The organism is Saccharopolyspora sp. NPDC045839, from assembly GCF_056431645.1.
Genome location: NZ_JBWKKH010000018.1, coordinates 139,082 through 163,324, shown reverse-complemented (window position 1 = coordinate 163,324; position 24,243 = coordinate 139,082). Strand labels below are relative to the sequence as shown.

Below are 24,243 nucleotides of genomic sequence, written 5' to 3'. Positions count from 1 at the left end.
CGCCGTCACTGCTGAGAGCCGTCGATAGCCATGACCGTGGAAGCGTTCGCAGGCCCGTCATGACGTGCGGTGGACCAATCCTCGAGACGGACGACCGTGCCGTCCACCAGCACCGCGTTGACCTGGCCGTCCTGGGTGCAGTAGACGTTCGGCGCGGCCACGCCGACTGCGCGGCAGGCGACGATCGCTCCGACGATGCGCGGTACGTCGCACACCGCCCCGATGCGGAACAGCGAGCGGGACTCGTTGACGACGTCATCGGCACCTCCCGCGCGCAGGACGATGTTCTGGTCCGGCGCGAGTGCGCGCGCGGTGACCGCTACCGCGATGTTGTCCAGGGCCACAGACGACACCGCCGCGACAGCACGGGCTCCCTCAATACCCACCCGCTGGAGCAGGAATCTGTCGCCACCTCGCCCGAGGACGACCGGGATGCCAAGTTGCCGGGCCAGCGGAAGGCACCGGGCGTCCTCGTCCTGCTCGACTGCGACCACTCGGATGCCGAGCTCTCGCAGCCGGACGCACAACCGCAATCCGACCTGGCCGAGCCCTACGACGATCACGTGGTCTCGCACCGGAATAGCCCGGGCACCGATGATGCCGGTCAAGCGACGGCCCGTCATCCGATCGACCAGGCTCGCGGTGAACAGACCGGCGAGGACCAGCACTGCGACCATCATCGTCGCGGATAACAGCTTGTACCACGCCGGACCGGTGTCTGCGTGCGGCGAGCTTCCGATGGTGGTCAGCACGCGGGCGGACTGCCAGATGGCGTCGTACCAACGCTCGTGCAGCACGATCGCTCCGAGCACCGCCTCCGCGACGAGCGCGGTCAGAATCCCCAAGAAACCAACCACCAGCGCTCGGGCCGAGGTGTCGAACGTTCGCCAACGTTGGAACGGCCAACCGCGCGAGCGCTTCGGCTCCGGTTCGAAAGGCTCTAATCGACCATCCTCCGCCACGCCCAGCAGGCGCTCTTCGCGCTGGAGCACGCTGCAGTAGCGGTCGTCCAGACAAGCGGCGAGCAGGCTCGGCACGATCGCATCGGTCATCGCCAGCACCGTGCAGTTGGGCATCCGGCGGGCGACCTCACCGGCCGTGGTGCGGTCGAAGATCGTCACGACGAGCCGGACACCGGGCCGGAGGTGCTCGGCGAGCAAGGCGTAGCGCAGCGCGACGATGTCGTCCCGGGACACGATCGCGATCGCGTCCACATCGGACTCCTCCAGCGCCTCCTCCAACGCCGCGTCGTCGGGCCGGGTGAGGCGCTGGAGCTGATTCCCCCAGCCACCGAGGAAGGCGGCGACGGGCTCACCGAGCTGCTCGTCGTCCTCGACTATCAGAATTCGCTGACCACGGGTCGGTTCGGGAACATCCGACTGGTTGGCGGTCACGGAGCGTGTCCTGTCCTGTTGGCGGTCGGGCAGTGCGCGCGGATGGGGCCACCGACGGTCGGTCGGTTCGGTGCGGAGGCAGCCCGGATCGCGGGCGTCCTCGTCGTTCAGCTGGTCAGCAGAGTTCGGACGCTGGTGGAGAAGTCGCGCAGGTGCGCGCGGGCACCTGCGCGAGCGGCGTCGGCGTCACCTCGGACGATGGCTTCGACCACCTCGGCCTGGTCGCAGCCCGCGGACGGCTGACGGGCGACCCGCCGGAGGCCGTAGTGCCAGATCCGCATGGCGAGGTTCGCGTACTGGTTCAGGCTCGTCTCGAGGAACGGGTTGTGAGCCGCCGCGTAGATCGCACGGTGGATCGCGGCGTCGACCTCGATGTAGGAGGTCGTTCCGTGGTCGGCGGACGGGTGCGAATCGACCAGGTCGGCCAGCCTCGACAGCTCCTCCCGCTCGGCGGCCGTCGCCCGCACCGCAGCCAGCGCTGCGGCGGTTCCCTCGAGATCCTCGCGGATCTCGGTCAGCCAGAGCTCGTCGCTGACCGAGATCTCGGCGGCGAAGGTGCCCCGGCGCGGGTAGGTCACCACGAGCCGTTCCAGCGTCAGCCGCTTGATGGCGTCCCGCACCGGCGTCAGGCCGACCCCCAGCGAAGCGCTCAGACGCTTCTCGTCCAGCGGCTCACCAGGTTCGATCCGCAGCGCGACGAGGTCATCGCGCAGCTGCTCGTAGGCGCGGTCCGCTTTCCGCGCGGGGCGGTCGACGGCTTCCGGCCGAGCCGGGTCGGCCAATGCTCCGGTGGTTCCGTTGGCTTCGAGGTGTTGACCCACACCTGCCAGTATACCTACGCTCACATCTGAAATTTTAGAACAACTTCAGTCTTGTCTCTACCTTCACCAAGAGCCTTCGAGGAGGCGCACATGACTTCGCACGGCGTCAGCATGGCGGGCAACCCCGGTGTCCCGGAGCCGGTGAACGAACCGGCGCGGGACTACGCCCCGGGCTCGCCCGAGGCCGTCCGGTTGCTCCGGGAGATCGACCAGGTTCGCAGCCAGGTGCGCGACCTGCCGAACGTGATCGCCGGGGAACGGCTCGAGCCGGGTGAGACGGCCGACGTCATCGCGCCGCACGACCGCTCGCTGCACCTCGGCCGGTTCCCGGTCGCCACCGCGGAGCACGTCAACGCCGCGATCGCCGCCGCACTGGCCGCGCGGCACGACTGGTCTCGCACCGCGTGGTGGGACCGGGCCGCGGTCTTCCTGCGGGCGGCCGAGCTGGTCAACGGCAAGTACCGCGACGAGCTGCTGGCCACCACGATGCTGGGCCAGTCCAAGACGTTCCACCAGGCCGAGATCGACATCAACGAGCTGGTGGACTTCCTCCGCTACAACGTCAAGCTAGCCTCGCAGATCTACCAGACCCAGCCGTTCTCGGTGACCGGCGTGCACAACACCATGGACCAGCGTCCGCTGGAGGGCTTCGTCCTCGCCCTCACCCCGTTCAACTTCACCGCGATCGCCGGCAACCTGCCCGCCACGCCGGCCCTGATGGGCAACGTGGTGGTCTGGAAGCCCTCGGAGAAGTCCGCGCTGAGCAGCGAAGTCGTCATGCGCGTGTTCGAGGAGGCCGGAATCCCGCCGGGAGTGATCAACCTCGTGCACGGCGACGGCGGCTTGGTCACCGCCACCGCCCAGGCCAGCGAGCACCTCGCCGGCATCAGCTTCACGGGCTCGACGACCGTGTTCCGCAACATCTGGCAGAGCACTGCGCAGAACATCCACAACTACCGCGCCTACCCGCGGCTGGTCGGCGAGACCGGTGGAAAGAACGCCGTCGTGGCGCACCCCAGCGCCGATCCGCAGGCACTGCTCGTCGCCCTGGTCCGCGGCGCGTTCGAATACCAGGGCCAGAAGTGCACGGCCGCCTCGCGCACCTACATCCCGCGCAGCCTGTGGAAGGAGCTGGAGGCTCCGCTGCTGGAGACCACCGCGGGCCTGCAGGTCGGCGACGTCGTCGACCACAAAACGTTCGTCGGCGCGGTGATCGACCGCAACGCGGTGGACCGCCTGCAAGGTGCGATCGACCGGGCGAAGGCCGACTCCGGTCACCAGATCCTGGTCGGTGGCACCACCTCGACCGAGCGCGGCTGGTTCGTCGACCCGACGATCGTCCGAACCGACGACCCGACGGCGTTCAGCATGTCGGAGGAGTTCTTCGGTCCGTTCCTGAGCGTCCACGTCTACGACGACGCCGAGTGGGAGCGCACCCTCGGCCTGGTCGACGGCACCAGCCAGTACGCGCTGAGCTGCTCGGTGTTCGCGAACGATCGCCGCGCGATCGTCACCGCTCTGGACCGGTTGCGCGACACCGCCGGGATGACCTACGTCAACGACAAGCCCACCGGCGCCACCATGGGCCAGCAGTCCTTCGGCGGCGGCCGCGGATCCGGCACCAACGACAAGACCGGCTCGGTGCTCGCCCTGCAGCGGTGGGTCAGCGGCCGGTTCATCAAGGAGAACATGGCCCCCGACCAGGACTGGACCTACCCGTACATGGGCTGACGACCCGTGTCCGGCGCCGTTGGACTACGGCCACCGCATATCGCTCGTGCTCGACTGTCGTTGTTCCGCAACGGGTCCCGGGTGAGGACGGAGTACACGTGATCATCATCGATCCGGCGGACTCAGCGCCGCAGCCGTGGCGCAACGGCAGGGGTACGACCCGGGAGATTTGGGTCGAGCGGGCCGGGCCGGGCGTTCTGTGGCGGCTGAGTCTGGCCGACCTCACCGAGGACGGACCTTTCTCTCGCTTCGACGGTGTCGAGCGCGTTTTCACACCGGTAGTCGGTGGGCCCTTCGAGCTCACCGGCGACGGCGAGCCGTGCGCCGCGGACCTGTACCGGCCGATCCGGTTCCCGGGCGAGGTGGCAGTCGCAGTGCACGGGCTGGCCGGACCGGCCCGCGCACTGAACCTCATGACCACGCGCGGCCACTGCGATGGAACGGTCCACGTGCGGCGGCACGACGGCGACGTCCGCTGGAGCAGCGACGTCCGTTCGCTGTTCCTGATGAAGGGCCGCTTGACGGTCTGCGAAGCCGAGTTGCCGACGTTGGGCGCGGTGGTCACCACCGGTGCAGCGATGACCGGAGTGGCCGAAGGTGCCCTGATCGCCGAAGTCCGCATCTTCGGCGATCTACCGCCCAACGGGGTCTTTCCCGGGGAATCCCGGTGATCTTCCGCGCGGTCGGCGGAGTGTCAGCGCCGGCCCGCCGACCGCGCGGAGTCCACGTCGCTCGGCTCGCCACCGAGCTGCTGTTCGATGCGCTCGGTGGCGCTGGCCATCGACTCGTCGGTGATGTCGGCGACGGCCTGGACGTCGTGCACCCGCACGGCCTCGACCAAGCGCGGCTGGAACGACCACAGTGACTGGTCGTCCTCCTCGATCGCCTTCCGCGCACCGACGATCTTGTACACCCGGCAGCGTTCCCAAAGCCCCTGGATGACGTCGAGCATGACCTCGTTGCCGGCGGCCGAGTAGAGCTCGGCCAACAGCGCCTCGTCGGCGTCCAACGCACCTACGACGTCCCCTTCGGCCACCGATGCGGACATCGCCGTGCAGTGCATCTCCATCACGGACACGGATGATCCGGTGACGTGGGGGGCGCCCAGCCGGGCCGCTTCGACCTCGAGCAAACGGCGCACGTGGTAGATCTGCCGCAATTCGTCCAGGGTGAGCCCGCGGACGACTGCTCCTCGGTGCGGAATGCTCTCAGCGAGACCCGCCTCTTCCAGCCTGCGAATCGCCTCCCGGACGGGCATCACGCTCGTGCCGAGCTGGGCGGCGATGTTCCGGGTCCGCAACCGGTGTCCCGCGGGCATGCTGCCGTTCATGATCTCTTCACGGATGGCGTTGAAGACCCGATCTGCAAGCAGGGACGTGCTTTCGAGTTTCGACATCGCCATGACCGCCAATGGTAAACGCCGGTCGACACCGGCGAACGGCATCACCCCGGACAGCACGGACGAACAACGACTTCGGGACGGTCGAGCACGCTCGTCCGCGCTACGCCGAAGTTTCGAACGATTAAGAACGATCGACTTCTGTTCAAACATTGTGTGATGTGTGATCACATCTTACAGTGTGAACCCAACGGATGGACCGCAACGACGCTTCCATCGCACGGACCAGCGTCGTTCCCTCCTCTCCGTCCCCAGCCTCGCCACACACCGCGCCCGCGACACGTGAGGGAAGAACATGATCAGAAAGCTCTTGCTCCTGGCTGCGGAGAACAAGCGCCTCGAAGACCACGTCAGCCGCAGCCGGCTCACGAAGGGCCTCGTCTCCCGGTACGTTGCCGGGACCACGTTGGACGAGGCCATCGGCGTCGCCCAGAAGCTCAACGCCAAGGGCATCGACGTCAGCCTCGACCTCCTCGGCGAGACCGTAAGCGAGCTGCAGGAGTCCGCTGCCGCGACGAGCGCGTACGTGGACACCATCCACGCCATCGCGGCGAAAGCGCCCGGAGCGACCGTGTCGGTCAAGCTCTCGCAGCTCGGCGTGGGCCTGGACCAGAGCGTCTGTGCAGGCCATCTGAAGGAGATGCTCGACGCCGCCGAGCAGTCCGGAGTCACGGTCGAGGTGGACATGGAGCACAGCTCCGTCGGCCCGCAGACGCTGGAGACCTACCGGTCGCTGCTGCCGTCCCACCCGAACACACGGGTCGCCCAGCAGGTCGCGTTGCGCCGGTGCAAGGACGACCTGGCCTCCTTCACCGACGTCAAACCCCGGATCCGGCTGGTCAAGGGCGCCTACCGGGAGAGCATCGACAACTTCGTCTGCGACGCCGAGGAGGTCACCGCCCAGTACCTGCACCTCACCGAGTGGGTGCTGGAGAACCTGCCCGATCCCGCGTTCGGCACCCACGATGACGCTTGCATCGAGCGCGTGAAGACCGTTGCCAGCCGGCTGGGACTCGGCAAGCGCGACTTCGAATTCCAGATGCTCTACGGCGTTCGCCGCAAGCTCCAGGAGCAGCTGGCCGCCGAGGGCTACCGGGTCCGCGTCTACGTGCCGTTCGGCAGCCAGTGGTACCCGTACCTGATGCGGCGGATGGCCGAGCGCCCCGCCAACCTCCTGCTCTTCCTCCGCTCGCTGATCGGCGGCTGAGCACCGCTGCCGTCCCGGCCAACCGGCCGGGACACCCCGCCCCCTTCGTTGCCAGTGACTGTTCCGGGCGGATTCCGCCTCTCCCCCAAGCTCTTCCGAGCCTCGACGGTCGCTTCGAGAGGACTCGACGATGTCCCAACACGTGCTCGACGACGCCCCGCTCTCGCCGTTCCACAAGCGGCTGGCGCTGTTCTCCTCCGGCGGCCCGTTCCTCGACGGATACGTGCTGTCCATCATCGGCGTGGCCATGGTGCAGGCCTCGCCCGCGCTCAACCTCACCGCGTCGCAGGAAGGCCTGGTCGGGGCCTCCGCGCTGATCGGCATCTTCCTGGGCGCGTTCCTCGGCGGCTGGCTGACCGACATCTTCGGCAGGCACCTGCTGTTCACCATCGACCTGATCGCGATCATCGTCTGCTCGGTCGCTCAATTCTTCGTCACCGACGCCTTCTGGCTGATCGTGCTGCGCCTGCTGATCGGCGTGGCGGTCGGCGCCGACTACCCCATCGCCACCTCGCTGCTGGCCGAGTTCGCACCGCGCAAGTACCGGGGCCCGCTGCTCGGCGCGTTCGTGACGATGTGGTTCGTCGGCGCCGCCGTGGCCTACGCGGTGGGCGAGGTCCTGTTGGCTTACGAGGACGGTTGGCGCTGGATGCTGGCCAGCGCCGCGGTCCCCGGCCTGATCATCGTGCTGTCCCGGATCGGCACTCCCGAATCTCCCCGCTGGTTGATGAAGAAGGGCCGCGAGGACGAGGCCAACGCCGTGCTGGTGAAGGTCTTCGGCCCGGGCGCCTCGGTCGCCGACCTGGACGAGGAGGTTCGCGAGAACCTCGACATCGGCGCGCTGCTCCGCTCCGGCTACGGCAAGCGGATGCTGTTCATCAGCCTGTTCTGGACCTGCTCGGTGGTGCCGCTGTTCGCCATCTACGCCTTCGGTCCGAAGATCCTCGACGCGCTCATGGTCCAGGGCGGCGCGGACACCATCGGCTCCGCGGTCATCACCACGATGTTCCTGGTGGGGTGCCTGGTGTCGCTGTTCCTGGTGAACCGGATGGGTCGGCGTCCGCTGATCATCCACAGCTTCCTGTGGGCCGGCCTGGCAATGCTGGCGCTCGGGATCTTCCCAGAGGCGCCGGTCGGGATCGTCCTGGCCCTGTTCCTGGGCTACGCGCTGTTCATCGGCGGCTCGCAGATCCTGCAGTGGATCTACCCGAACGAGCTGTTCCCGACCGAGATCCGGGGTTCCGCGGTCGGCCTGGCCTCCTCGTTGAGCCGGATCGGCGCCGCGGTGGGCACCTACCTGGTCCCGATCTCGCTGAGCGGCCTCGGCATCGGCCCGACCATGATCATCGGGGCGATCATCACCCTGCTCGGAGCCCTCGTTTCAGCGGCGTGGGCCCCCGAAACCCGGCACATGTCCCTGGAGCAGTCCGCGTCGCTCGAAACACCCGCAGCCGCTCCGTCCAAAGCTGCGGTCACCCACACCTGACCCGGTCCGCGTGCGGGGCTGTTCGTTCCCCGCACGCAATGGAAGAACGACGAAAGCCGGAGAGGAGGGCACCGCCGTGAACCAGTCCGACATCGCACTCCGCGACGGGGACGAAGACGAATCGCACATCGTTCGCGGGCTCGAATGATCCATCGAGCCTTCTTCGAGGCCTCCGGAGCCGTGGTAACCACCAGCCCACCCGGCGCCGGAGGTCCTCCACGCTCTCAAAACAGGGATATCCTCCACAGCTCAGCATAGCCCGGCATGACTCAAGTCCATTTCGGATAGTCTCAGGTCCATCAAAATCCCTTGACACCAACATTTTTCGGCGCGATCTCGAGCGATCATCCCGGTGGCGTTCCGGAGCTCTTGCGTGGATCTCCGGATTCGGGACTGGCCTTGCCCGCGATGGCACACCAGAGCTCGGGATCGAAGTGGTCGTCGGGCAGCTGGGCGGCCATGTAGCGGACGCTGCGTTCGACCTTGACCCGCCAACGCCGTGCGGCATCGTCACCGTCGCCGGCGCAGATCGCTTCGAAGATCCCGGCGTTCTCGCGCGCGATCAGGTCGGCTGCCGACGCGCCGTAGTCCAGATGCAGGATCGAGATGAACATCCGCAGCCGCATGGTCAGGCGCTGGAACATCAGACCGGTCTGGGGCAGGTTCGCCGCCTGCGCGATCGCATCCTGGAACCTCAGGTCGGCGTCTGCGATGCGGACGTGCTCGCAGCGCCCGGCGACAGCACTGACATCGTCCAGAGCCGAGCCGACGTGCTTGAGCTGAGACCGGCTCAGCAGTGCGGCTCGCCGCATGAGCGAGGTACCCAGCATGGCCCGGGCGGCGTAGAGGTCGATGATGGTCATCGTGGTGACACGGGGGACGGCTGTCCCGCGGTTCGGGAGCCGCTCGAGCATCCCTTCCTCGATGAGCACGCGAAGCGCCTCTCGGACGGGCCCGCGGGAAACTCCCAACCGGTCCGCCAGCGGCGCTTCCTTGACGCGCTGACCGTGCCGGAACCGGCCGGCGGCGAGGTCTTCGCGCACGAGCTGGACGATGCGGTCGGCGATGCGCGGCCCACCGGAGGCACTGTCCGCCGGTTCGCCAAGGGCATCGCGAAGCTCGGCATCGAGCCGGCTCGAACTCGAGTCTTTATTCCGCCCCCATCCACCGCGGTCGCCCTTGCCCACCGAGTCAGCCCTGTTGATCCACGTGAACGGGCTCGTCCGCGGCGTCCAATTGGCGCACCAGGCCCGAATTTCATCGCGGAGGTCTGCCAAGGAGAAGGCGAAACCGGGCATGTTCTCCTGATTCTGCAAGGGGTTTCCAGCCAGGAGCACCTCGATCTCGTCGATCCACGACGAGGTGGCGGGAACGCGGTCCTGCCTGAACCGGGGGTGCCGCCGCACCCATGCCTCGATCTCCTCTGGCGCTGCCGTGTTCGGCTGGGTGTCGACGAGCAGGCGCACCCCCAGCCCCTCACCCACGCTCTGGTCGAGGCCCGTCAGGAAAGCGCGCAGCAACGCGTTGGTCCCGCACTCTCCGTGGGCGGCGTTCTCGCTTCGAAGCAAGGCGAACGCGTTCGCAGCGGCGAGGACGTTCCGCGCTTCCGTGGTTCGTCGGTCCGTTGTGCCTGGGGTGGTTTCGAGCTGCGACGGGGAAGGCACGTGGCTGTCGACCGCTACTGCGAGAACTCGCAGCGGGGGCACGATGAACAGTCCGGCGATGTCGCGGATCTCGATGCCGGCCAACATCGTCCGCCCGTCCAACCGCTGCAGCGGACGATCGGACCACGACTGGAGCCGATGAACGCGCCAGATCCGGCTCACGGTGGTCTGGCTGAGTCCGATCTCCGTTGCCATGGAGCGAGTTGACCAGGTTCGCCCGTTTCGCGCCGGGTCCAGCGTGCGCACGAGGACCTGCGCGACGGTGTCGTCGCAGATCACCGGAGGCCGCCCGGACCGGGGCAGCTCGTTGAGCCCGTCCAGGCCGTCGCTCAAGAACCGAGCGCGCCACTTTCCGACCGTATATCGGGAAATGCCGAGCCGTTCGGCCACTGCGGTGTTGGTTGGTTCCTGCTCGCACGCCAGCACGATCTGCGCGCGCTCGGCCAGCGCTCGCGGGCAGTTGCGGCTGTGGGTCCAGCTCAGCAACGCGGCGCGGTCGCCTTCCGTGAGCACCACCGAGTCGTTCGGTCTCCCGACCATGGGCCAAGTGTAGGTGAACTTGTGCCTCGGTTGAAGCTGAAGGCCAAGTGAACGGCCAAATCATTGTTGACACCCGAGCACTTCCGCATACTTTCTCGCTAACCAGCGGCCACGTCGTTGAGGCCCACGAGGCGCCACGGGCTCAGTGCGGCGATCCGAAGATCCGTCGGTCGCCCGAGCCGGTGAATGCGATGTCGCTGCGGCGACGCAGTGCGGCGCTGCGCCTGTTGATCTGCGCCGCACCCCAACGAGAAGGGAACCCGTCCATGGCCGCGATTCATCGCGACGCCCTCGCGGAGATGTGCCGCGAAGCTCTGCTGTCCGTCGGTGTCGGAGCGCGGGACGCGCAGGTGCTGGCGGAGGCGACCGTGGAAGCCGAGGCACTGGGCAACCGGGCTGTGGGAGTGGCACACCTCTTCGACTACCTCGACGGTTACCGCAGTGGCCGTATCAGCACAGCTGCGGAGCCCGTCGTGCACCGCGCTGCTCCGGCGGCGATCGACGTCGACGCCCGGGGCGGCCTCGCGCAGGTCGCATTCGCGGAAGCGCTCGACGATCTCCAGGACGCCGTTCGGGAGTGCGGGCTCGCCGCGCTCTGGATCAGGAGTTCGTTCACCTGCGGCGAGCTCGGCCACTACGTGCGTCGACTCGCCAGCAGCGGGATCATCGCGCTCGCCTCGGCCAACAGCCCCGCCCTGATGTCACTGGGCGGTGCGGATCGGCCGATCCTCGGCACGAACCCGCTCGCCTTCGGCTTTCCCCGTCCAGGGCGGCAGCCCGTCGTCATCGACCAGGCCTCGTCGGCGACGGCGTTCGTCAACATCCGGCGGGCTGCCGAAGCCGGGGAGACCATCCCCTCCGGGTGGGCGCTCGACTCGGCGGGTGAGTCCACTCAAGATCCGCGCGCCGCTCTCGAGGGCACGCTGCTGCCGTTCGGCGGCCACCGTGGAGGGAACGTCGCCCTCCTCGTCGAGATGCTCGCGACGCTGTCCGGAGGAGCGTTCTCGCTCGACGCGGCACCGTTCGACAGCGGCAGCGCATCTCCGGGCATCGGTGTCTTCGTCCTCGGCCTCAGCCCGGACACCTTCCCCGGCTCGCCCAAACGGCTGTCCCAACACCTCGAACACCTCCGGCACGAGCACCACGTCCGACTCCCGGCACTCGAACTGGACGACGAACTCACCTCGATCCAGATCAGCGACGAACTGCTCCAGCAACTGCAGGACACGACGCCAGCCGGGTCCTGATAACGACCATCACCCGTGAACACCGATGTTCACGAGGAGGAATGCGAATGTCCTACAAGCGAATGATCCAGTCCGTCGAGATCCACTCCGGTGAACCGATGCGCGTCATCACCGGCGGTGTCCCCCACATCCCCGGTGACTCGGTGTACGACCAGATGAAGTGGCTGGCGGACAACGACGACCAGCTGCGGCTGCTCATGCTGCGCGAGCCCCGCGGCTACCCGCCGCTGTGCTGCAACCTGATCGTTCCGCCGAAGCACCCCGAGGCCGCCGCGGGATTCATCATCATGGAGCAGGTGGAATACCCGGTGATGAGCGGCGGGAACACCATCGCGGTCGCCACCGTGCTGCTCGAAACCGGGATGATCCCGATGGAAGAACCGGTCACCAGGTTCAAGCTCGAAGCCCCCGCAGGTCTGATCGACATCACCGCCGAGTGCTGCGACGGCAAGGTCGAGCGCGTGACCTTCGAGAACGTGCCGGCGTTCTCCGCGCACCGCGATGCGGTGATCGACGTGCCGGAGCTCGGCGAGGTGACGGTGGACGTCGCCTGGGGCGGCATGTTCTACGTCATCGCCGATGTGGCGCAGTTCGACGGCCTCGAACTCGTCCCCGAGCGCGGCCGGGACATCACCCGGACCGCCGCGCTGATCCTGAAGGCCGCGCAGGACCAGCTCCCGGTGGAGCACCCGGACTACCCGGGCATCGGCATCACCATCGCGCAGCTCTCCGGGACGACGGACAACCCGGAAGCCGACCGGAGGAACGCCGTCGTGGTCGCGAGCGGACCGGTCGATCTCGACAACCCCGCGACCTGGACCGGCGGGATCGACCGGTGCCCGTGCGGAACGGGCACCTGCGCCAAGATGGCCGCACTGCACGCGAAGGGAGAACTCGCGCTCGACCAGCCGTTCCGGCACGAGGGGATCCTCGGGCACGTCTACACCGGCGAGCTGGTCCGGGAGGTCGCGGTCGGCGACCGGGTCGCGGTCGTTCCGACCGTCAGCGGGCAGGCGTGGATCACCGGATACAGCACCCACGTGCTCGATCCCCGCGATCCTTATCCGAACGGGTTCACGGTTGGCGACATCTGGGCGCCGGAGCAGAACGTCCTCCAGAACAGTTGACGCTCGGCAGTGCCGATTCCCTGCCGATAGACGAAATTCATCAACAGCGATGTCCTAACAGGACGCCCCTGCCGCGCACAGCACCGAATGGCCGCATTGCACTCGGAAGGTGAGCACGCATCACTCTTGCCGGGAGCACTTCCGGACCGCGTTCATCCCGCCGGCGGTCGGGCTTCTTCAGCATTCGCCCAGCCGTAGACCAGCCGTACCAACAACCGCCTCGATGGTGAGGAGACACCGATGTCAGACCTGAGAGACAGGGTAGCCGAACCGAGCGATGTCGATCCAAAGGCCAAGCGCCGCTTCCTCATCAGGCTCGTCTCCGTCCTCATCGGGGGCATGTTCCTGGACGGCTACATCCTCGGCATCATCGGGACCGTGATCGACCGGGTCTCCGAGGACCTGGCCTTCTCCCCTCTGTGGGAGGGCCTGATCGTCGCTTCCTCGCTGATCGGCATCCTGATCGGTTCGCCGCTCGGCGGCTGGCTCGGGGACAAGTTCGGGCGCAAGCCGCTGTTCATGGTCGACATGGGCATCTTCGTCATCGGCTCGGCACTGCAGTTCGTCGTCGACTCCCCGACCGAGCTGTTCCTGGTGCGGTTGCTGATGGGCGTTGCGGTCGGGATCGAGTACGCCGTCGGCTGGCCGATGATGTCGGAGTTCGCACCGGCCCGGCTGCGGGGCCGGCTCATGGGACTGGGTCTGGTCGCCTTCTACACCGGATTCATGGTCGCGTTCATCGTCGGCTACGTCCTGACCCACGCGACGCAGCTTGACTGGCGGATCATCCTCGGCACGAGCACCGCGATCGCAGTGGTCCTGTTCTTGGCCCGCTTCGGGCTGCCCGAATCGCCGCGCTGGCTGTGGAGCAAGGGCCGTCACGACGAGGCCCGCGCACTCGCGCACCGCTACTTGGAAGACCCCACCGACATCAGCGACGTCGAATCCGAGCACACCCGCAAGGGGTCCCTCCGACTGCTGTTCTCTCGCCAGTACTGGCGGGCGACGCTGTTCACCTCGATGTTCTGGTTCTGCGCCGTCACCCCGTACTTCGCGATCGGTTCCTTCGCCGAGAGCGTGCTGACGTCCTACGGGTTGAGCGATGGACTGGCCGGCGGCGTGGGGCTGTCGGCACTGGCGACCGCGGGAGTGATCGCCACGGTCGCGCTGATCGATCGAGTGGGCCGGCGCGTGCTGACCGTGCCGCCCCAGTGGTTGTGCGCTGCGCTCCTCGCGATCATCGGCCTGTGGACGGGCGCCCCGCCCGTCGTGGTGCTGATCTGCTTCCTGGCGTTCTCGTTCTTCAACGCGGGGTACAACACGTTGACCGGTATCTACCCGGCAGAGGTGTTCCCTACCGAGATCCGCGGCATCGGCACGGGTTTCGCGACCGCCGTGAGCCGCGTGGGGGCGGGCGCCGGTACCTTCCTGATGCCTTGGTCGATGACGAACCTCGGACCGGGAACCACGATGCTGTGCGCTGCCGGACTCGCCGCCCTCGGCGCCGCGCTGTCCCAGTGGCTGGCGCCTGAGACCAAGGGGATGACCCTCACCGAGGCAGCCGCCGGGCACTCGCACTAGAGCCCTTCCGGGATCAACCGGCAGACGGCGGGTCTTCCGAGCAGGAAGACCCGCCGCGCTGTGCGTTCCGGCTACATAGGGGGCGGCTATCCGCCGTTGGTGTGGGCCGCGGCGACCACGGCGTCAGCCACGCGCTCTGCTTCACCGAGCGCGCCGTGCGTTCCGGCGGTGGGCGACGTCCAGTCACCGGCGAAGTGCATCGCACCGACCGGACGCTGCAGGTCCTCGACCGCGTCCGCACGCTTCGGGCTCAGCAGGGCGAAGCAGTGCTCCCACGCCTGCACGTGCGTGCCGCGCACCCGTCCGCGCAGCCCCGGGGCGACGGCGAGGAAGTCCTCCAGCCACTGCGCCTCCTGCTCCGGATCACCGGCCACGTCGGGTCGGTATCCCGCCGAGTTCCCGTAGCAGACGAAGTGCGCGATGTTCGGTTCGCTGGAGGACGCGACCCGGCCGGGCGCCGGGTTGATGATGCAGTCGAACCGGCTTCCGGCGGTGGTGACGAAGGCCCAATCGCGGTGGTGCTCGACTCCGCTGACGTCCGCGGCGACGACCATCGTCGTACTGCCCGGTGTCTCCGCCCGCGCCAGCGCCGCGCGCTTCCACGCCGGAAGGCCGTCGACGAGGGACTCCACGAGCGGCGCGGGCACGGCGAGCAGAACCTGGCGGGCGCGGTGCTCGACGTCGCCCGCCGGGCCCGTCGCGGAGACGGCGTAAACCCCTGCGGTGGGGTCGAAAGTCACCTTCGTGACCCGGGTCGAGAGCTCCATCGTTCCCGGCGCCAAGCGTGCGGCCATGCCGATCGTGAGCGCCTGCATCCCGTTCAGCACGAACAGGCGGTTCTCCTTCTCGTGCGCCGGATAGCTGGCGAAGTACCGGAGCGCGTAGCGCGCACTCAGATGCTCCGTGTCCCCTACCGACCCACCGCGCACAGCCGTCTCCAGGATCTTCCGGGCGTGCGCGGGCAATGCGCGGAACCGCTCGGCCACAGTCTCCCCGTCGAGGCGGTCGGCGTCGGCGGTGAAGCGACCGCCCCGCGTGTTGTCCAGGTACTCCGCGACCGCTCCGTCGAGTGTCGCCAGCAGCGCTGCCCGATCGTCGGCGGGAAGCGGCAAGGAGTTGACCACGTCCGCGTTGCTCGCTCCGATCGAGGTGTGGCCGTCGATGGAGATGCCGTAGGTGCTCGGTTCGAAGGGCACGGTTTCAAGACCGAGCTCGGTGACGAGCTCCTCGCTCGGCGTGCCGCGGTAGGCGAACAGCGCGCCGGTGTTGGCCATCCCTCCGGGCAGCCGGACGCTCTTCGTCCGCCCGCCCGGCTCCGGTTGTGCTTCGAGGACTTTCACCACCAGGCCGGATTCGCGCAGCCGGTAAGCGGTGCCGACGCCAGCAGGTCCGCCGCCTACCACGACGAGATCGTGCACGATCATGGATTTCCTCCTCCCCCTCAAGGGGCGCCCCGCGAGTACGACGTGGGGTCAGCTGCCGTGGTTGTGCATGACGTTCTTGGTGCGGGAGCAATCCTCCAGCGCGTAAATGTACAGGCCCCTGTAGTAGCCGGATCCCACCACACGGCGAGGTTCCCGTACACCGCAACAACATTGCCCGACGCACCGCCCAATGTCGAGATCCGGCGTACGCATCTCCACCACACCAAGGCCCCAGGCAGGAAAACCGAGATTGCGTCCTCGCCGTGCCGCTCAGACTGGAACGGGTCGCGGCCGTTCCTGACGCGTGTGCTCTGAGGATCAGCCTTGCTCTGTCAAGATATTTTGGATCGACGTCTGCGCAATGCGGTAGGACTGATGAATGATGCTCTGGGCCCGATCGCCGTCGTTGGCGTGGACCGCGTCGATCAGGTCCGCTTTGAGATGCCAGGCGTCGGCGTCGTTCCGCTCAGCGATGTTGGTGGCCCAAACAGCTTTGTACGGCAGGCACTTCTCCCACAGGCCATGGATCACGTCGATCATGATGTGGTTTCCGGTGCACTCGTAGAGGGTGTCGAGAGGCGCTCGTCGGCCTGCAGTGCGCTCAGCATGTCTCCTGCCTTGACCGCCCGTTCAGGTGCTGCCCGATGGAGCCCCATCAGATCAGCGGCTTCCGGCCGCGCAGCCAGGGCGCCAAGCCTTGCTGCTTCGCCTTCCACGAGAATGCGCAAGTCGTAGGCGTAGGTCAGCTCGTCAACGCTGAGACCTCGAACTCTGGCGCCTTTGTAAGGTTCGTGAGTGGCCAGACCTGCTTCGACGAGACGGCGGACGGCCTCGCGCACGGGCATGACGCTCGTGCCGTAGGCCCGAGCGAGGTCGCGTATGCGGAGCCAGCTACCGGCGGGAATCTCCCCGTGGATCACCTGGCGCCGCAGGTGCTGGTAGACCTGCTCAGCCAGGGGGAGCGCACGATCATCAGTCGATAGCGGGCTCGCCAGATCAGGGCGAGCTTCGTGTGGCACCCCTGCTGCTGCGTGGGCATGCCGCTCGGCGGACACGAGTTTCTCCTAGCTCGGCGCAGCCGCGAAATCAGTCGCGGGCGACCACGTCGTCGGTGGTGAGGCAGTGGATCCGGCCGCTTCTGGATCACACCCTCTCACCCTGAACACCGAGCGTGATCCTACCGAGTCGTCCACGTGGCTGGTCAATCTCAGACCTCCCCACTCTTGCACAAGTGTGATCACATTCCTAAATGTGTGATCACACTTTGGTCGATTGGCGGCCATCAACGCAACGTCGATCAGCGGGGCTTCGCGCCGCGTAGCACCCGCTCGCCGCAACACGCGTCAGGGCAGCCAGTTGCCCGCCCCGGCGATCAGCACCGCCTGTTCCCCTTGCAGAGCACTGTGAAGGAAGGTCCTCATGACCACGCACGACGCCGACCAGGAGCTCATCGCCCTGGAATCGACCCCGGCGACGGCCCCCTACTCAGCGGCCGTCGCCATGCGCGACCTGGTGTGGACGAGCGGCGCGCTGCCCACCCAGGCGGACGGCAGTTGCCCCACCGCCTTCACCGACCAGGTGCGCGCCGCGCTCGCCAATAGCGCGCGGCAGGCAAGAGCCATAAAGAAGCCATGCGGTGCCTGAAAAGGCGACTGTCCGATGTGGTCTACCGTCAACTTCTCCACGGCGCCGAGCGGACGTTGGCGGCGGGCCCGGCAGGACACTCGGGGGCGGCTCTATCGTCCAGCGCGGCTGACTGACACCCCGCTCATCAGCTCTTCGGACAAGTCACTTACCAAGCCCGCCACTACCACCATACAAGATCCGCTTGACACAGAGAGGCGCCGTTTCCGCTACAGGCCCAACTTGACAGGCCCTCATCGTTCTACTAGGCGTAGTGTTTGGCGTTTGTTGGCGTGTCGGGGTTTTCTGCGAGCAGCGCGGCGACCTGGACGCGGGAGGTGAAGCCCAGCTTGGTGAGTATGTGCTCGACGTGGGCTTCGGCGGTGCGTTGTGAGATGACAAGCGTTTGGGCGATTTGCTTGTTGGTCATTCCTTGCGCGACGAGCTGTGCGACTTCTCTTTCCCGCTTGGTGAGTTGCTCGCCCGGTTCGTCCCGGGAAGATGGACTGGGTCCGGCGGGTTCGCCCAGTAATTGGTCGGTGATCTGGCGGATCGTGAGGCGAGCGCCTTCTTCGAAAGCGCGGGTATAGGCTCTTTCGCCTAGGGTGCGGCGGGTTTGTTCTTCGCAGCGGTCGTGGTATTCGGTGAAGAAGGGCAGTAGAGGGTTGCCGGCGTCCCGGCGGACCGTGTGGGCGACGCCGGCTAGGCGGGCGGCGTTCTCGTTACGCCCGGTGCTGGTGGCGATCCAGCTCATGGCCTCGAGGCAGAGGGCCGCGCAGAACTGGTCGTGGAAACCGTGTTGTGCGGCAAGGCATTCGAGCTCGCGGGTTTCGGCGTGGTTCAGGTCGCCCTCTCGCCAGGCCTCGAGCCCGAGGCCCCACAGCGCGTAGGACTTTCGCCACGTCTCTCCGTGTTCTTCGCAGAGATCGAGCAGCTCCTGCCAGCGAGCTTTCGCTCGCTTCTGGTCTCCACACAAGGTGTGGCTGATGCCCAGCAGGAGCAACGCGGTCGCCAGCCAGTCGGTCTCCCCGTCGGGCGGGCAGGCAGCGAACTCTTCGGAAAGTGCGATGGCGTGTGGGAAGTCCTGCCGTTGCATGGCGGCGTGCGCCTGGGGCACGTTGGGCAGCCTTGCCAGGGCTGCGTCGTTGAGTTGCTGGGCCAGGTCCCGGCTTTCGCGGACCATCTGGGTAGCGGCGGGCAGGTCGCTTTGTTGGAGCGCGAGGTAGCTGGCACTCGTGAGCGCGCGAGCCCTGGGCGCGCTCGGTTCGCGATCGTGGTTGAGGAGGCGGTCGAACCAGCGGCGTCCTTCACTGGTGAGTCCGTCGACCCGCCACGGGTCGCGGCAGGCGTCGGCGATGCGCAGGCCCGAATGCGATGTGTCCGGTGTGGACAGGCAGTGTTCCAGCGAAGCGCGGATGTTGGCCTGCTCTGAGCGCATGGTCGCGATGCAGGCTGCTTGTGCGGGACCGAACCAGCGTCGGTGGGTGTCTTCGGCCAATCCGAGGTACCAGTCCCGGTGGCGCCGCTGCATCCTGTGTTCGTCTGTGGATTCGTGAAGTACCGCGCGGCCGTATTGGCGGATTGTTTCCAACAGCCGGTATCGAACGCCGGTTTCTCGTTCTTCGCGGAGGATGACGGACTTGTCCAGCAATCCGGTCACGGCGTTGACCACCTGGGAGCGCGGTAGTGCGGAGTCCGCGCACACGGCTTCCGCGGCTTCCAGGGTGAAGCTCTCCGCGAACACCGAGGCTCGCGCCCAGAGGAGGCGTTCCTGCTCGGTGCAGAGGTCGAAGCTCCAGTCGATCGACGCCTGGAACGTCTGGTGACGGGGCAGTGCAGTCCGATTGCCGGAGGTCAGCAGGCTGAACCGGTCGTCGAGACGTCGCAACAGCTGCTCTGGTGACAGTACCCGCAGGCTCGCCGCGGCGAGTTCCACGGCCAGCGGGATCCCGTCGAGTCGCCGGCACAGCCCGGCGACCGCCACACTGTTGTCGTCGTCGACCGCGAAGTGCGGTACCGCGGTGGCGGCCCTGTCTTCGAACAGCGCGACCGCTTCGAACCCGCGCAGCGCCTGAGGAGTGCGTGGCGCGTCGTCGGGAGGGACGCGCAGCGGGGACACCGGGTAGACGTGTTCTCCAGCAATGCCTATGGGCTGCCGGCTTGTGACGAGGACTCTCAGGTCAGGGCAGCCTTCCAGCAGCGTGGCCACGAGCTGGGCGCAGGCCTCCAGCAGGTGTTCGCAGTTGTCCAGCACCAGCAGCAGGCGCTGCCCGGCAAGCCGGTTGGCGAGCGTTCTCGCGTTCCAGCGGGTGGCGGTGTCGTGAATCCCGAGGGCGTTCACGACCGCCTGCGCCACCAGGTCGCTGTCGTCCAGATCGGCGAGTTTGACGACGCAGACACCGTCGGGGAACGAGCGTCGTAGGCGCCAGCCCGTCCGTACCGCTAGCCGGGTCTTGCCGACGCCGCCGACACCGGTGAGGGTCACGAGCCGGGACGATGACAGCGCACGCCTGATCTCGCCCAGCTCAGCCCGGCGCCCCACGAATCCGGTCAGTTCGGTGAGGTGCTTTGCTCCGGAATCGATCGAAGCTGGTGCCACCATGGTTCATTCGGGCTGATCGACAACCTGGTCTTACTCTGGCTGATGGTACCAAAGGCTGCCCACCGCAAGATGGTCGTCGTCGGGCGCGCTCCGAATACGCAGTCACGTACGTACTGGCACGAATGTCTCCGCAACCAGGCCGAAAGACACTGGACACCAGACGAAATGGACTTGGGAGGCGGAAGCCATGCTTGTCGATGCCCGCTCCGGACGAACCGAGGTCGAGAACCCTCAGTCACGGCATTCGCCGCGGCCTGCTCGGCCTGGGCCCGTGGAGCTACCGCGGGTCGACGAGCGCTATGTCGACGTACGTGATCGCCGTCTTGCCAAGGTTCTGAGCATGGAGGACGCCGTGGAAGAACGCGGGGAACTCTCGCCGCTGGATCGCCTCTCCTGCCACGTGCATCGCCGATGGGTGCACGAATGCATCAGCTCACCTGTGCACGTCATCGTCGTGACCGGACACCGCTGGTGCCGCCGCTGCGAAGCCGAGGCCTCGGTCGCGGTGGACGAGGTGGAGGGTTCGGTCGACGTGATCTGCACGCGCTGCCGCATGACCCCCGACACTGCGGCAACGCGGCAGATCCTCCGAACCTGCCGAGCCAGTCTGGCGACCGCATTCGAAAGCCGTCGTGCGTCTGCGGAAGGGCATGCCTCTGCAGCCTGATACCGAATCGGAAGCGACCGGCAGCGCCTCCGAAACGTGCTCCTGGTGTGAGATATGCAGCGATCACACCAGAGCAGGGCCGCGTGACCGAGTCCATCTCTGCTGGGCAGGCGTACGGGTTGCGAGACGCACCAGGTGGAGCTCCTCGTCGAGCCCGCGAACGATGTGCGACTCGTCGTCGTGGTCGCTCTCCCCGGCTTCGTGGGTGGCGTTATCGGAATGGCTCACGGGGGTACCCCTCCTCTCGGTTCTTGTCGTCTCCCCGGTCGAGGTCTGGCACGAGCGAGGTGCCGGGCCGTTCCGGAGATGTCGGTGGGTGGCTTGCGGGTGCGGAGCCCCGGAGGTCTTCATCGTCCGCATTCGATCCAGGCCCGCAGGTGCGGGGTCTCATCGCCGATCTTGATCGGGTCGCCGTGTCCGGTCCGAACTTCCGTGTGGCCGGGCAGAGGCAGCAGGGTGGTGCGGAGGGGATTCGATGATGGTGTCGAAGTCCGAGTAGGACCATCTTGTGGTGCCAGGGCCGCCGTTGAACGGGGTGTCACCAGTGAAGACGATGTCCAGTTCTGGCGCGTAGAGGCAGGACCAGCCCGGGGAGTGGCTGGGGGTTGCAGTACGCGCAGGTCGATCCCCCGGCGGTCAGCACTTAGCCTCCTCCAGTTCCTGGTCGGGCTTGCGGTCGGGCCAGGTCGTGCCCAGAGGATCTTCTCGGCTGGGTTGAGCAGGATCGGTGCGGAAAACCGGTCGGTCAAGCCGGGGCTTGGTTGATGTGGTCGCGCGGTCGTCGCCGACGGTCCAGACGGGACGCGGACCAGGACCGTGGTCCTGGCGAGATCACGTGCGTAGAACGCCTGTTGGTAGGTCTCGGGGCGACCCACTGCCTTGATGACGACGTCAGCGCCGTTGCCGTCGGTGACGTTGCGGATCGCCTCGACCGGATCGGTCTCGGTGGCGTCGACGGTGTGCGTGACGCCGAACTCCTCGTTCCAGGTCAGTTCCGCAGGTCGGTGTCGACCGCGATGATCGTGCTCGCGTCGGCAAGCTTCGCGTCGGCGATCGAGGCGCTACCGACGCCGCAGCAGCCGATCATTGCTACCGAGGCGCCACGGCGGACCCGTCCGATGTTGACGGCTGCGGCGAGGCCAGCCATGTGTCGGGGTTGACCGTGGTGGACTGTCCGACGGCGACCCGTGCCTTCTCGAATAAGGCACCGATGCCCAGGGCCGGGACAGCCGGGTGCCGTCCCCGATCGTCATGGCCTACTTGGCGTTGTTGGCGTCGAAGCACAGGTGCGGCTTGCCCTTCTCACAGGCGCAACACGCGCCGCAGACGCGCTCCAGTTCGGCACCACGTAGTCATCCGGATCCAGGTCGGCGACGCCCTCGCCGACGGACTCGACGTCGGAAGCCCTGACACGTGGATGCGCCGGACGAGCTCTGGGGAGTTCTCTCCCGGCGCAGCGGATGGCTGCGGACGAGGTGGTCGAACTGCTCGCGCACCCGCGCGGGGAAGCACTCGAGCCTGGATCGGGCTTGCCGGCGATGGCGACCCAGAGGTTGGGGTCGAAGTGGTCCTTGGGGAATTGGGCGACCATGTAGCGGACGCTGCGTTCGACCTTGATGCGCCAACGGCGAGCGGCTTCGTTGGCGTCACCGCTGCGGATCGCCTCGTAGATACCGATGTCCTCGCGGGCGATGAGGTCCACTGCTTCAGCCCAGTTCAGTTGCGGGCAGTTGCGGCTGCGTGTCCAGCTCACCAGCGCGGCGTGCTCACTGCCGGTGAGGACCACCGCTTCGCGCGGACGTCTAGCCATGCAGAAATCCTAGGAAGACTTATGACTCACTGTAAGCCTGGCTCCTGGTGGAGCTACATTGGGCGTTGTCGACAAACGGGCTCGTTCGCATACTTCGTCGCTATCCGGTGGCCACGATAGCGACGCCCACAAGGCGACCGCGAGCTCGCAACCACCAACTACAGCTTCCTCACTCGGCAACTCAGCGTCAGAGCGCCCATTTAAATCCTCGGGAGCGGTTATGTCTGGCAACGTGGTCGACGATGCGCCCCTGTCGGGGTTTCACAAGCGCTTAGCGCTGTACTCGTCGGGAGGCCCCTTCCTTGACGGCTACATCCTCAGCATCATTGGCATCGCGATGGTGCAGATCAGCCCGCAACTGCACGTCTCGACGGTCTGGGAAGGGTTGCTCGGGGCCTCGGCGCTGATCGGAATCTTCATCGGCGGCGGGATCGGCGGCTACCTCACCGACATTTTCGGCCGCCAAACCCTCTACACCATCGACCTGGTCGCGATCATCGTCTGCTCGGTGCTGCAATTCTTCGTCAGCGATGTCGCGATATTGTTCCTGCTGCGCCTGGGCATCGGTATCGCGGTCGGCGCCGACTATCCCATCGCAACCTCTCTGCTGGCCGAGTTCATCCCGCGCCGGTTCCGTGGCCCGCTGCTGGGCGGGCTTGTCGTGATGTGGTTCGTCGGCGCCACGGCCGCCTACTTCATCGGTGACGCGCTCATGGTGGTCGGCCCCGACGCCTGGCGGTGGATGCTGCTCAGCCCGGCGATTCCCGCCACGATCATCGTCCTGTTGCGCCTGGGCACTCCGGAGTCGCCACGCTGGTTGCTCAGCAAAGGCCGGCGCGAGGAAGCCGATGCCGTGATGCGCAAGGTCTACGGCGATGGCGCCAGCGTGGATGATCTGCCGCCCTTTCAGGAGAGCGTCAAGTTCGGCGCGTTGCTCCGCGGCGGCTACCTCGGGCGCATCGCGTATGTGACGACCTTCTGGACCTGCTCGATCGTGCCGCTGTTCGCGATGTATGCGTTCGGGCCGAAGATCCTCGCGGCCCTGAACGTCAGCAGCGAGACCGCCAACCTCAGCTCCGCCCTGATCAGCCTGCTGTTCCTCGTCGGCTGCGCGCTCTCCCTGGTCCTCATCAACCGAACCGGCCGCCGACTGCTGGTCATCTGGAGCTTCCTGATCTCCGGTGTGGGACTGCTCGTCGTCGGGATCGTTCCCACCGCACCCATGGCGGTGCTGGCCGTAGCCTTTCTCGTGTATGCGCTTGGCATTGGCGGCACCCAAATCCTGCAGTGGGTCTATCCCAACGAACTGTTCCCCACCGAAGTTCGCGGCACCGCCGTCGGCGTCGCCTCGTCGCTCAGCCGCATCGGCGCGGCGGTCGGCACCTATCTCGTCCCCCTGGCACTGACCGGCCTCGGAGTCGGTACAACCATGCTCATCGGCGCCGCCGTCACCCTGCTCGGCGTCATCGTCTCAGTCCTGTGGGCACCGGAGACCACCAACCTCGCTCTCCATGAAGCCAGCGCACTCCGAACAACCACACGGGCCCAATCGCCCGCGTGATCCCACCGGCTGGGCCGGCTGGAGCCCCGACAACCCGCGGGGGCTCCAGCCCACCATTCGCGTCCTCGACGAGGGCTCGTCATCAGCGACTGCAATGAGTGTTTGGAAGGCAAGATCGATGAAAGACGTGGTCATCGTTGGCGGCGGTATCGCGGGGCTAGCGGCCGCTTGGCGGCTGCGGCACCGGGACGCCGTCCTGCTCGAAGCGGAAGGGCGAGTCGGCGGGCGCATTCGATCGGAACGCCGAGGACCGTACTGGCTCAATTGGGGCGGGCACGTCTTCGCCGGCGGGCGCATCACCTGCTCGATCTCCTCGACGCTGTGCGGCACAACGGGGTCGCGCAGCCGATCAACGGTAT

18 protein-coding genes and 2 pseudogenes are annotated in these 24,243 nt (G+C 67.0%); 11 read left to right on the top strand and 9 right to left on the bottom strand.

Annotated elements, in window-relative coordinates; genetic code table 11:
• Window positions 1-5 precede the first annotated feature (5 nt).
• Both AC07EQ_RS24440 and AC07EQ_RS24435 read right to left on the bottom strand, forming a co-directional pair.
• Window positions 6-1,394 carry a potassium channel family protein gene (locus AC07EQ_RS24440; RefSeq protein ID WP_478390217.1) on the bottom strand — a complete coding sequence of 463 codons (1,389 nt, stop codon included), beginning with the start codon at window positions 1,392-1,394 and terminating at the stop codon, window positions 6-8.
• Window positions 1,395-1,501: 107 nt separating this feature from the next.
• Complete coding sequence (locus AC07EQ_RS24435; protein WP_478390216.1) at window positions 1,502-2,215, bottom strand: GntR family transcriptional regulator; 714 nt, start codon at window positions 2,213-2,215, stop codon at window positions 1,502-1,504.
• Between the two features lie 90 nt (window positions 2,216-2,305).
• Here AC07EQ_RS24435 and pruA point away from each other — a divergent pair, with 90 nt between their 5' ends.
• Both pruA and AC07EQ_RS24425 read left to right on the top strand, forming a co-directional pair.
• Window positions 2,306-3,946 carry an L-glutamate gamma-semialdehyde dehydrogenase gene (gene pruA / locus AC07EQ_RS24430; RefSeq protein WP_478390215.1) on the top strand — a complete coding sequence of 547 codons (1,641 nt, stop codon included), beginning with the start codon at window positions 2,306-2,308 and terminating at the stop codon, window positions 3,944-3,946.
• Between the two features lie 98 nt (window positions 3,947-4,044).
• Window positions 4,045-4,617, top strand: a complete 573-nt coding sequence (locus AC07EQ_RS24425) for a HutD/Ves family protein (protein ID WP_478390214.1) — start codon at window positions 4,045-4,047, stop codon at window positions 4,615-4,617.
• Window positions 4,618-4,640: 23 nt separating this feature from the next.
• On the opposite strand, the gene AC07EQ_RS24420 is transcribed toward AC07EQ_RS24425, so the two are convergent.
• Window positions 4,641-5,348, bottom strand: coding sequence for a GntR family transcriptional regulator (locus AC07EQ_RS24420; RefSeq protein ID WP_478390213.1), 708 nt, complete (start codon window positions 5,346-5,348; stop codon window positions 4,641-4,643).
• A 292-nt stretch (window positions 5,349-5,640) separates the two neighbouring features.
• Between AC07EQ_RS24420 and AC07EQ_RS24415 the strand changes: the two genes are divergently transcribed.
• Together AC07EQ_RS24415 and AC07EQ_RS24410 are read left to right on the top strand one after the other, a co-directional pair.
• The gene (locus tag AC07EQ_RS24415) at window positions 5,641-6,552 is read left to right on the top strand and encodes a proline dehydrogenase family protein (protein ID WP_478390212.1); all 912 of its coding nucleotides are present in this window, start codon (window positions 5,641-5,643) and stop codon (window positions 6,550-6,552) included.
• 130 nt (window positions 6,553-6,682) lie between these two features.
• Complete coding sequence (locus AC07EQ_RS24410) at window positions 6,683-8,038, top strand: MFS transporter (protein WP_478390211.1); 1,356 nt, start codon at window positions 6,683-6,685, stop codon at window positions 8,036-8,038.
• Window positions 8,039-8,382: 344 nt separating this feature from the next.
• On the opposite strand, the gene AC07EQ_RS24405 is transcribed toward AC07EQ_RS24410, so the two are convergent.
• Entirely contained in the window at window positions 8,383-10,242 is a 1,860-nt protein-coding gene (locus AC07EQ_RS24405) for a GntR family transcriptional regulator (RefSeq protein WP_478390210.1), read from the bottom strand.
• A 266-nt stretch (window positions 10,243-10,508) separates the two neighbouring features.
• Between AC07EQ_RS24405 and AC07EQ_RS24400 the strand changes: the two genes are divergently transcribed.
• From AC07EQ_RS24400 to AC07EQ_RS24390, 3 genes are all read left to right on the top strand, one after another.
• Window positions 10,509-11,489 (top strand): Ldh family oxidoreductase, encoded by a 981-nt coding sequence (locus AC07EQ_RS24400; RefSeq protein ID WP_478390209.1) that lies wholly within the window; start codon window positions 10,509-10,511, stop codon window positions 11,487-11,489.
• Window positions 11,490-11,536: 47 nt separating this feature from the next.
• Complete coding sequence (locus tag AC07EQ_RS24395; protein ID WP_478390208.1) at window positions 11,537-12,616, top strand: proline racemase family protein; 1,080 nt, start codon at window positions 11,537-11,539, stop codon at window positions 12,614-12,616.
• 240 nt (window positions 12,617-12,856) lie between these two features.
• The gene (locus tag AC07EQ_RS24390; RefSeq protein WP_478390207.1) at window positions 12,857-14,197 is read left to right on the top strand and encodes an MFS transporter; all 1,341 of its coding nucleotides are present in this window, start codon (window positions 12,857-12,859) and stop codon (window positions 14,195-14,197) included.
• Between the two features lie 86 nt (window positions 14,198-14,283).
• On the opposite strand, the gene AC07EQ_RS24385 is transcribed toward AC07EQ_RS24390, so the two are convergent.
• The 3 genes from AC07EQ_RS24385 to AC07EQ_RS24375 all read right to left on the bottom strand — a co-directional run bounded on the left by AC07EQ_RS24385 (window position 14,284) and on the right by AC07EQ_RS24375 (window position 16,676).
• The gene (locus AC07EQ_RS24385; protein WP_478390206.1) at window positions 14,284-15,621 is read right to left on the bottom strand and encodes a flavin monoamine oxidase family protein; all 1,338 of its coding nucleotides are present in this window, start codon (window positions 15,619-15,621) and stop codon (window positions 14,284-14,286) included.
• Window positions 15,622-15,939: 318 nt separating this feature from the next.
• Window positions 15,940-16,161 (bottom strand): hypothetical protein, encoded by a 222-nt coding sequence (locus AC07EQ_RS24380; RefSeq protein ID WP_478390205.1) that lies wholly within the window; start codon window positions 16,159-16,161, stop codon window positions 15,940-15,942.
• A complete protein-coding gene (locus AC07EQ_RS24375; RefSeq protein WP_478390204.1) occupies window positions 16,158-16,676 on the bottom strand; it encodes a GntR family transcriptional regulator in 519 nt (172 codons plus the stop codon). The genes AC07EQ_RS24380 and AC07EQ_RS24375 overlap by 4 nt, the downstream gene beginning before the upstream one ends.
• Window positions 16,677-17,040: 364 nt before the next feature.
• Between AC07EQ_RS24375 and AC07EQ_RS24370 the strand changes: the two genes are divergently transcribed.
• Window positions 17,041-17,265: a hypothetical protein gene (locus AC07EQ_RS24370; protein ID WP_478390203.1), complete on the top strand. Its 225-nt coding sequence runs from the start codon at window positions 17,041-17,043 to the stop codon at window positions 17,263-17,265.
• Window positions 17,266-17,509: 244 nt separating this feature from the next.
• On the opposite strand, the gene AC07EQ_RS24365 is transcribed toward AC07EQ_RS24370, so the two are convergent.
• A complete protein-coding gene (locus tag AC07EQ_RS24365; RefSeq protein ID WP_478390202.1) occupies window positions 17,510-19,846 on the bottom strand; it encodes an ATP-binding protein in 2,337 nt (778 codons plus the stop codon).
• Between the two features lie 187 nt (window positions 19,847-20,033).
• Here AC07EQ_RS24365 and AC07EQ_RS24360 point away from each other — a divergent pair, with 187 nt between their 5' ends.
• Window positions 20,034-20,513: a hypothetical protein gene (locus AC07EQ_RS24360; protein ID WP_478390201.1), complete on the top strand. Its 480-nt coding sequence runs from the start codon at window positions 20,034-20,036 to the stop codon at window positions 20,511-20,513.
• A gap of 794 nt (window positions 20,514-21,307) precedes the next feature.
• Here AC07EQ_RS24360 and AC07EQ_RS24355 read toward each other — a convergent pair.
• A pseudogene (locus tag AC07EQ_RS24355) lies at window positions 21,308-21,918 on the bottom strand (zinc-binding dehydrogenase); the annotation flags it as partial.
• A gap of 625 nt (window positions 21,919-22,543) precedes the next feature.
• On the opposite strand from AC07EQ_RS24355, the gene AC07EQ_RS24350 reads away from it, so the two are divergent.
• Together AC07EQ_RS24350 and AC07EQ_RS24345 are read left to right on the top strand one after the other, a co-directional pair.
• The gene (locus AC07EQ_RS24350; RefSeq protein WP_478390200.1) at window positions 22,544-23,884 is read left to right on the top strand and encodes an MFS transporter; all 1,341 of its coding nucleotides are present in this window, start codon (window positions 22,544-22,546) and stop codon (window positions 23,882-23,884) included.
• Window positions 23,835-24,173: pseudogene (locus AC07EQ_RS24345) on the top strand (FAD-dependent oxidoreductase); the annotation flags it as partial. The gene AC07EQ_RS24350 and the pseudogene AC07EQ_RS24345, both read left to right, overlap by 50 nt.
• Between the last annotated feature and the right edge of the window lie 70 nt (window positions 24,174-24,243).